The organism is Asticcacaulis biprosthecium C19, assembly GCF_000204015.1.
GTDB lineage: Bacteria > Pseudomonadota > Alphaproteobacteria > Caulobacterales > Caulobacteraceae > Asticcacaulis > Asticcacaulis biprosthecius.
On the sequence record NZ_GL883077.1, the window covers coordinates 599,304 to 605,589 of the forward strand.

Genomic DNA, 6,286 nt, shown 5'->3' on the forward strand with positions numbered 1-6,286 from the left:
AGTCGTCGAGGGTTGGTATAACCCCGAATTAACCCATAATTTCGCCCAATTGATGCCGTTGAGTGGCCGCGGGGCTTTCACAAGGTTTCACGCGACAGAGCCGTTTTGAGCGGCTATAAATGTGCGTGGGCGGTATGGGCCGCGCGCAGGCGTGGCCGGGAGTAAGGATTTTATGGCGAAGGGTATGGCCCCGGCTGGGGGGAAAAAATCAGGTGGCCGGCGATCGCCGCTTCAGGCGGTCTTCTACTGGATGACCATCGGCCTGATCTGGGCTGCCATCTTTGGCATCGCCTTCCTGGCGGTCATGGCCATCGACCTGCCCGATACGTCGAACCTGTATCAGACTAACCGTCAGCCGTCGGTGACCTATCTCGACCGCTCTGGTGCCCTGATCGCCGTGCGTGGCTCGCAATATGCCCCGCCGGTCGATATCGACAAGCTGCCCGACTATGTGCCGCTGGCCTTCGTCGCCATTGAAGACCGCCGTTTCTTCCAGCATCCGGGTTTCGATCCGGTCGGTATCACCCGAGCCCTGGCCCGCAACGTGACCAAGAAGAAGGGCGCCAACCTGGCCGGTGGCTCGACCATCACCCAGCAGTTGGCGCGCAACCTGTTCCTGTCGGCCGACCAGAATCTGAAGCGCAAGGTTCAGGAACTGATGCTGTCGATGTGGCTGGAATACAAGTTCACAAAGAAGGAAATCCTCGGCCTGTACCTGAACCGCGTTTATTTCGGTGCCGGCGCCTACGGTATCGAGGCCGCGGCCCAACGCTATTTCAATAAGGCCGCCAAGGACCTGACCATTGCCGAGGCTGCGACCCTGGCCGGCATGATGAAGGGGCCGTCGTCCTATTCGCCGCTGTCGGACCAGGAGCGTTCCGCCCGCCGCGCCATGATCGTGCTCAACGAAATGGTCGACGCCAAGGTGATCACCGCCGAACAACGCACCGAGGCCCTGTCCAAACGGATCAGCGTCTCCAAGACGCTCGCCAATGCCCACGCCCAGTACTTCGTCGACTATCTCGACGGCCAGGTGCGCGGCTATATCGACCCTAAAAACACCGAAGACCTGATTGTCGAAACCACCCTGGACCTGCCGATCCAGACCGATGCCGAACGTGCCATCAAATCGATCATGGCGCGTGACGAGAAAAAGGGCGTCCAGCAAGCGGCCCTGGTCTCGGTCGATGGCGACGGTCGGATCCGTGCCATGATCGGCGGAGTGTCCTATGCCGACTCGCAGTTCAACCGCGCCGTCGATGCTCACCGCCAGGCCGGTTCGTCCTTCAAGCCGTTCGTTTATCTGACCGCCATGGAAAAAGGCTATCAGCCGAACACGCCGGTCGTCGATGAGCCCTACAGCATCGGTGAATGGGCGCCGGAAAACTACACCAAGAAGTATCTTGGCCTGATCGACCTCCAATACGCCCTGGCCGAGTCGGTCAACACGGTTGCCGCGCGTCTGGCCAATGATGTCGGCCGCGGTGATGTGGCGAGCACGGCGCGTCGGCTGGGCCTGACGTCCAAACTGAACACCGATCCGGCCATGGCGCTCGGCACGGCCGACGTCACGCCGATCGAGATGGCGCAGGCCTATGTGCCCTTTGCGAATGGCGGTATCCGCGCCGACGCCTACGGCATTGTCCGTATACGGACAAAGTCAGGCAAGGTGCTGTACCAGTACAGGGCCGATAACCGCGCCCGGGTGATCAACAACCCGCCGCTGCAGAACATGAACCAGATGATGCGCGGTGTGCTGACGCGTGGCACCGGCTCCGGTGCCCAGATTGCCGGCTACGATCTGGCGGGCAAGACAGGCACGACCAGTGACTATCGTGACGCCTGGTTCGCTGGCTATACCGGCAACTTCGTGACGGTGGTGTGGGTCGGCCGCGACGACAACACGACGATGAAGGGCAAGGTTACGGGCGGCGGTACGCCGGCGGCGATCTGGAAGTCCTTTATGACGAGCGCCCTGAAGCGGATCGATGTGTCGCCCATTCCTTCGGGACCGGCAGCGCAGACGAATTTCGGCCAGGTGGCTGAGGACGCGCTTCAGAGCCTGCTGGGGACTCAGGTTGGCAATGTCTCATCTTCGGTGGCACCGCCGGCCAACGACAACAGTCCGCCGATCGTGACCATGGAGCCGATCCCCAATCCGGAGGAGAAGCCGAAGAAGGATAAGACCGACGAGACGCTGGATGAGATATTCTCGGACGCTCAGCGGCAGAGCCAGAACTAGATGAAAAGCCCTTCGGTGATTTACTGGAGGGTTTTTTGTTTTCCGGAAGCGCCAGTGGTGTCACCCCCTATGCAAAGCAGGACCACGGAAATCACGGAAACGCCGGCCTTCGGCCGCCGGCACGGAAAGGCGCGGAATTCGCGTGGCTGAAGATCCCGCACGATGTGCCAGACGCCAGAACTTGAAGGTTGGCCGCTTCGCGCAGAGAGCCGTCACTGATACTTGAACAGGTTCTGGCCCTCGGTTTTCAGCCAGTTCCGCGCCGGGCGGTAGTCGCCGCCGTATAGACCCGTGACCTCCGCCCAGAAGCGCGGACTATGGTCCGGGTGGCGCAGATGGGCGACCTCGTGGGCGCACAGGTACGACAGCACCGATGGCGGCGCCAAAATCACCCGCCAGGAATAGCGGATGGCCTTGCGCCCCGGCGTGCACGACCCCCACCGCCCCTTGGCGTCGAACAGCGACGTTTTCACGCCCGTAAAACCCAGCTTCAGGGCGTAGGCGTCGGTCTCGCGCGTCAGGGCCTTCAAGGCCTGTTGGCGCAGCCAGCGTTCGATGCGGCGAGCATAGGTGGCCTCATCACCGCTGGTGATCAATTGGCCATCGACCAGACGCGGTGAAATCACGCCGCCCTTTTCGACGAGAGTCACGCTCACGCCGCCGACGGTCAGAACCTGGCCAGGGGCGAAGCGCTCGGCCTGGACGCATTTGTCGAGTTGCTTGACGATCCAGTCATGCTGGGTCCGGGTAAAGGCGACGGCATCGGCCAGCTTGCCGGGCTTGCCGGCGGTGGCCACTACATTCCCCAGGCGGTCGATGCGCACCTTGACGCCGCGCGCGCGCGGATTGACGGCCAGCTTTACGCTGTAACGTCCGAAATCGACCGTGTCGCCATTCTTGTAGGCTTGTTTTTGGGTTTGTTGGAAAATAACGCTTCTAAGCATCGGTCCAGACAACAGGTCGCTTAAAAGATTGCAATACAACGGCCCGCGTTATTTTCCAACGGGTTAAGCAAGGCGATCATTCTGAGCGATGAAGTCGCGGATGCGCGGATAGATCTCTTCGCGGAAGCGTCGGCCGTTGAAGACGCCGTAGTGGCCGGCGCCCTTCTGGACATATAGTTCCTTCATTCCGTCGGGAATGTTCGGGCACATGCCGTGGGCCGCCTGGGTCTGGCCGACCCCGGAGATGTCGTCCTTTTCGCCTTCGACCGTCATCAGGGCGATGTCGGTGATGGCGGCGCAGTCGACCTTGCGGCCGTTGTGGACCAGTTCACCCTTGGGGAGGGCGAAGGTCTGGAAGACCAGATTGATGGTCTGGAGATAGAATTCCTCGGTCAGGTCCAGAACCGACAGATATTCGTCGTAGAATTCGAGGTGCTTGTTGGTGCCGTCGCCGTCATTGGCAACCAGGGAGTTGAAATATTCCCAGTGGGCGTCGGTATGGCGTGCTTCGTTCATGCTCATGAAGCTGTAGAGCTGGACGAAGCCCGGATAGACGCGGCGGCCGACTCCGGGATAGGGCGGCGGCACGGTGTGGACCATGTTCGACCGGAACCAGGTGAAGGGTTTTTCTTGGGCCAGGTTGTTGGTCACGGTGGGGTTGAAGCGGGCATCGATCGGCGAGCCCATGAAGGTCATGGAGGCCGGGCGGTTGGGGTCCTTGTCCTCCGACATCAGACAGGCGGCGGCGAGGACCGGCGGTCCGGGCTGGCATACCGCCACCACGTGGCAGCGCGCCCCAATGACCTTCAGTATATCGCGGATATGGTCGATATAGGCGTGGAAGTCGAAGCGGCCTTCGAGCACCGGCACCTGGCGGGCATTGGCCCAGTCAGTGATGTAGACGTCGTGGTCGAGCAGGAATTCCTGCACCGTGCCACGCAGCAGGGTGGCGTAGTGGCCCGACAGGGGCGCCACAATCAGCACGGCGGGGCCGGTGGTGTTCTTCTTGGCGCGGCGCAGGTCGGACGGATCGCGCTGGAACCGAAGCAGGCGGCACCACGGGCTGTCCCAGTCCTCGATGACCGAAACGCGTACCGGGTGACCGTTGATCTCGATGCTGTCGAGGTTCCATTCGGGCTTGCCGTAGCGCCGGGTGACATTGCTGAACAGTTCGGCGGAGGCGTAAAGCGTGCGCCCCAAGGCCGTATCGGCAGCCGGATTGAATTTCGACCCCCAGAAATCGCGCGTCAACTGGGCCATGGCCCGAAGCGGAGAGGCGGCGTAGTAGGCGTACTCGTGAAGAGAATAGAGCATTTTGGTCGTTGAACTCGGTTACCGGTACCAATACAGGTACATTAACATGGTAAAGCGTCAATTGATTACGATAAGATCAATGACAAAGTGATGTAAAATTCTGACGTATGTCGTGTTGCACGTCCTGTTGCATCTTTCGGGCCAGCCGCGCCAGGGAGGGCGACAACTCGCCGAGATGGCGAAACGGGACGCAGGCTGTCGGCAGCTCGGGCTCGCCGGCGGGTGCCACAGGCTTCAGCAGATAGCGAAAATCGATGTGCCAGTGATCCGGCTCGGCTTTTTTCGGGTTGGCCGGCACGAAAAGACAGTCGATGTCGTAGGGCAGGGGATCGTCCTGCATCAACTCGCAGACAAAGCCGGTCTCCTCGCGGGCCTCGCGCAGGGCGGCGGTGAGGACGTCCTCGCCCGGGTCGACATGGCCGCCCGGTTGTAGCCATTGTTTCAAATGGGGATGCCAGATGGTCAGCAGACCGTCGCCTTGCGGGATCAGGACGGAGGCGGTGACGTGGGCTGGCGTGCTGGACCGGGCCAGCATGTCGCCGGCGCTTAACAGAAGTTCGCGACTGCGGGTCGTCATGGCGGCTTCTTCCGGATAGCGGCGGGCGTAGGCTTCGAGAACGTCGATCGGTGTCATGAATGTGATTCCTTCGCCGCTGATCCTGCCCTAAGATTTGCCCTCCTGTCACGGAGATGTACATGCGCCGGTTTGTCCTTATCGCTCTCGCCCTGCTGTTGGCCGCGCCGGCCTATGCCGAACCCGGCAAGTGGTCCCTAGCCATTCATGGTGGCGCCGGGGTTATCGACCGGGGCGACTTGACGCCCGAAAAGGAGGCCCTGTACCGGCAAGGGCTGAACGAGGCCCTCGCCGTCGGCCAGGCGGTGCTGGCGCGCGGCGGGGCCGCGGTCGATGCCGTCGAGGCGACGGTGAAGGTGCTGGAGGACAATCCGCTGTTCAATGCCGGGCGCGGGGCGGTGTTCGCGGCAGACGGAAAAAACTATCTCGACGCCTCGATCATGGACGGCGCGACCTTGAAGGCCGGTGCGGTGGCCAGCCTGACGACGACGAAACATCCGGTATCGGCGGCGCGGGCGGTGATGGACAAATCGCGGCATGTGCTGCTGACCGGCCAGGGGGCGGATCAGTTCGCCGCCGAACAGGGGCTGGAGCAGGTTGATCCGTCCTACTTCCGCACCGAAGCGCGCTGGGAGGCGTACTTGAAGTGGAAGGCCTCACAAGGGCTGTCGGGCGTTGACGATACGCACAAATACGGCACCGTCGGTGCGGTGGCACTGGATCAGGACGGTCACCTGGCGGCGGCGACCTCGACCGGTGGTTTGACCGGCAAGATGTGGGGGCGGATCGGTGATTCGCCGCTGATCGGGTCGGGGACCATCGCCATCGATGGTCAGTGCGCTGTGTCGGGCACGGGAACGGGGGAGTATTTCATCCGTCAGAACGCGGGGCGTCAGGTGTGCGACCGGGTGCATTGGAATGACGAGGGCATCCAGTCGGCAGCGGATGCGACCATGGCCGAGGTCGGCAGGATCGGCGGCGACGGCGGGCTGATCAGCATGGACAAGGACGGCAAGGTGGCCTTTGCGCTGAACGTATCGGGCATGTATCGCGGCAGTGTGTCGTCCGAAACGGTAGCGAAAACAGCCATTTATGCGGATGAGAAGTGATTGAGACTTTGTCAAAAACCCCTCTCCCCGTTCTTTTGCCTGCCGACGAGGCCGGGGAGAGGTTAGGGTGAGGGGCGGGGCGTCTTCCGAGCGCTTCGTCCTC

5 protein-coding genes are annotated in these 6,286 nt (G+C 62.0%); 2 read left to right on the forward strand and 3 right to left on the reverse strand.

Going from position 1 to position 6,286, the window contains the following annotated elements; genetic code table 11:
- The first annotated feature begins 172 nt into the window (after positions 1-172).
- The gene (locus tag ABI_RS03110; protein ID WP_040308526.1) at positions 173-2,242 is read left to right on the forward strand and encodes a transglycosylase domain-containing protein; all 2,070 of its coding nucleotides are present in this window, start codon (positions 173-175) and stop codon (positions 2,240-2,242) included.
- A 212-nt stretch (positions 2,243-2,454) separates the two neighbouring features.
- Here ABI_RS03110 and ABI_RS03115 read toward each other — a convergent pair whose 3' ends face one another.
- The 3 genes from ABI_RS03115 to ABI_RS03125 form a co-directional block, all read right to left on the reverse strand.
- Positions 2,455-3,186: a M48 family metallopeptidase gene (locus tag ABI_RS03115; RefSeq protein ID WP_040308527.1), complete on the reverse strand. Its 732-nt coding sequence runs from the start codon at positions 3,184-3,186 to the stop codon at positions 2,455-2,457.
- Positions 3,187-3,249: 63 nt separating this feature from the next.
- Complete coding sequence (locus ABI_RS03120; protein WP_006271376.1) at positions 3,250-4,500, reverse strand: polyhydroxyalkanoate depolymerase; 1,251 nt, start codon at positions 4,498-4,500, stop codon at positions 3,250-3,252.
- A gap of 76 nt (positions 4,501-4,576) precedes the next feature.
- Complete coding sequence (locus ABI_RS03125) at positions 4,577-5,134, reverse strand: NUDIX hydrolase (protein ID WP_006271377.1); 558 nt, start codon at positions 5,132-5,134, stop codon at positions 4,577-4,579.
- A gap of 62 nt (positions 5,135-5,196) precedes the next feature.
- Here ABI_RS03125 and ABI_RS03130 point away from each other — a divergent pair, with 62 nt between their 5' ends.
- Complete coding sequence (locus tag ABI_RS03130) at positions 5,197-6,183, forward strand: isoaspartyl peptidase/L-asparaginase family protein (RefSeq protein ID WP_006271378.1); 987 nt, start codon at positions 5,197-5,199, stop codon at positions 6,181-6,183.
- Positions 6,184-6,286 lie beyond the last annotated feature (103 nt).